The sequence below is a fragment of the Microcoleus sp. T3_A4 genome, assembly GCF_036700465.1.
Taxonomy (GTDB): Bacteria; Cyanobacteriota; Cyanobacteriia; order Cyanobacteriales; family Microcoleaceae; genus Microcoleus.
On sequence record NZ_JAUBOY010000119.1, the window covers coordinates 1 to 2,465 of the forward strand.

The 2,465-nt window shown below is 42.0% G+C and carries 3 protein-coding genes and 2 pseudogenes; 4 read left to right on the plus strand and 1 reads right to left on the minus strand.

The window, feature by feature from the left end; translation table 11 throughout:
* Window positions 1-85: 85 nt before the first annotated feature.
* The 4 genes and pseudogenes from QUA07_RS29735 to QUA07_RS29750 all read left to right on the plus strand — a co-directional run.
* Window positions 86-253 (plus strand): annotated as a pseudogene (locus QUA07_RS29735) (type II toxin-antitoxin system RelE/ParE family toxin); the annotation flags it as partial.
* 22 nt (window positions 254-275) lie between these two features.
* Window positions 276-506: a type II toxin-antitoxin system RelN family antitoxin gene (locus QUA07_RS29740; RefSeq protein ID WP_333332818.1), complete on the plus strand. Its 231-nt coding sequence runs from the start codon at window positions 276-278 to the stop codon at window positions 504-506.
* 28 nt (window positions 507-534) lie between these two features.
* Window positions 535-1,392 carry a hypothetical protein gene (locus tag QUA07_RS29745; protein WP_333332821.1) on the plus strand — a complete coding sequence of 286 codons (858 nt, stop codon included), beginning with the start codon at window positions 535-537 and terminating at the stop codon, window positions 1,390-1,392.
* Window positions 1,393-1,565: 173 nt separating this feature from the next.
* The gene (locus QUA07_RS29750; RefSeq protein WP_333332823.1) at window positions 1,566-2,120 is read left to right on the plus strand and encodes a GNAT family N-acetyltransferase; all 555 of its coding nucleotides are present in this window, start codon (window positions 1,566-1,568) and stop codon (window positions 2,118-2,120) included.
* Between the two features lie 219 nt (window positions 2,121-2,339).
* On the opposite strand, the pseudogene QUA07_RS29755 reads toward QUA07_RS29750, so the two are convergent.
* A pseudogene (locus QUA07_RS29755) lies at window positions 2,340-2,465 on the minus strand (photosystem II q(b) protein); the annotation flags it as partial.

Here is a 2,465-nt window from a genome sequence, read left to right on the forward strand (position 1 = left end):
TGCCACATCTCTTGATGAGATTATTCGCGCTTATTGTGCAACTTAGTGTCTCATTTTTATTTGAAATAACTATAAGTGTCAAAGGCTCTCGCAGTTTCCGAGTATGGGACGGAATCGCGATGAGTTAATGGAAAATATACGGAGTTTCCCGATCGACGATTACCTCATTTTCTACAGTCCGATCGAAGCAGGAATTGAAGTTCTGCGGGTTGTTAGCGGCTACCGAGATTTAGAAGATTTATTCTCTGAGTGAACTGTATCGAGTTTCTTATATTATGAAAGCGATTGAAATCACCGGAAAAATTGACTGTCGAGGGATGCTTTGTATCGATAGACCCCTTGCTATTGTAAGCCACAGCCACGTTCGGATTATTGTTTTAGTACCCGAAGACACTGACATCGATCCGGATGATGACCCCACTGAAGCTGTCCTCGAAGGGCTTCAGCAAGGCTTCCATGAGGCAATTACCGGACAAACTCTCCCCTTGTCCCAACTGTGGAATTGATAGAGAATTAGGGAAATCAACAAGCAAAATGATTCAACCCATACCGAAAATATCCATCAAACCTGGATACCGTTCCCAGTCGGATGATAAAACTCCTGAAGCTGATGCAATTGATTTTTACCTACTGCGGCAACTCACCAATTCCCAACGGTGGCAAATGGGGGCAAAATTAAATCGTTGGGCAAAAACTGTTAGCTTGCGCGGGATGAAAAAAGCTTGTCCCTCAACCTACAAAGAGCGATTTGCTCGATCGATATTAGGTAGCAAGTGGTTGCCAATTTTAACACCCACCAGTGAGCCCTCTATGTGGACGCAAGACCCCAGCGAAATTGCTAGAGTGTTGCACCCAATTTTTGAAACATTAGGTGTCTCTTATTATATTACAGGAGGCGTTGCCCCTTCTGTCTATGGCGACCCGAGAACAACACGCGATTTAGATTTAGTAATTGAATTGCTCCGGGACAATATTTTTCAATTAGTTGAAGCACTAGAAACGGCGGGTTTTTACTGCCCTCCGGGTTCGGTAAAAGATATTGGAGAGGGTAGAGGGATGGTGTTGAGCGTCACTCACATGACTTTAGTATTGAACGCTGATATTGTGCTGAATTCTAATACTGAATTCGATCGCTCAAAAATGGCAAGACGACGATTAGAAGCGCTTGACGAAGCTGGTGTAGAACAATTTTGGGTGGCTTCTCCTGAAGATATTGTGTTGGCAAAACTGCTCTGGCGGCAACAGTCTCAGTCTCAAAAACAATGGAATGATGTTTTGGGAATTCTGAAAGTCCAATCTGAGAATTTGGATCGGGGTTACTTAACAGAGTGGGCCCAACAATTGGGGTTGACTGATGATTTGAACCTAGCTTTTAGTGAATCAGGGATTTGATGCGATCGCCCACAAGTGCAGACATACCTACAGTCATGATATTGTCCGAAGGCGATCGCCCCTAAAATATTTACAAAAATAGATCTGGTATGCGATCTATATCTAGCTGGTAGAATAGATAAACCTGAGCGTTAAAATCGCCAATGTATGACAGCGTTCTTACAAACTATGCAATGGAATATCTAACTTTTAGAGAAGCCGATCGAGATGACATACAGGCGATCGTCAATATTCACAATTCTCATGCGCGCGGTCAAAATACGTCGATCGAGCGCGGCTTTTTGCTAACACAAATTACTGAAGATGATATTGTCCAAAGCTTAAATAATTCATGCAAATATTTTGTGTCAGCTAAAGCCGATGGCGAAATTCTGGGGTTTGTTGCTATATCACAACCCAAAATATCTGATGAAATCTTGGATAAAATTATCTGGAAAGATGAGGTTTTTAAGAAAAGAGTCACCAGCGATCGGCATTTTTATCTCGAAAGAGTAGCAACAAAGTTAGATTGGATGGGTAGAGGTGTTGCTCAATTTATGTATAAAGAAATTTATCAACTTTTTCCAAATTCATTTATTTCGCTGTTTATTGTTACCCAGCCAATAGCTAATACTCGTTCCTTAATGTTTCACCAAAAACAGGGATTTGAACAAATAGGAACTTTGCAAGTTGACCTATTTCTCGATCTAGAAAATTATGAATGTATTGTGATGTTTAAAGCAACTTGAATTTATCATGAGTGAGTCTCCAAGCAGAAGCCGACCTCAATCCAGCCTAACAGGAATTACCAGCAGCGAGGGAACTGTTATCTCCGCGAATTGCCATCTCAAATAAGCTCGACCTAACTCCCTTGGGACTGCTTCCAATTCCCAGAGTAAAAATATTTTTTCCCAAACAAAAAGCGCCCCTATTTCTAGGAGCGCTTTTTGTCAATCTCAGACTAAAACTTAGCCATTGATAGAAGGAGCAACCAAAGCTACGGGAGTTGTTTCACCAGCAGCCAAGTCAAGCGGGAAGTTGTGAGCATTGCGCTCGTGCATTACTTCCATACCCAAGTTAGCGCGGTTGATCAC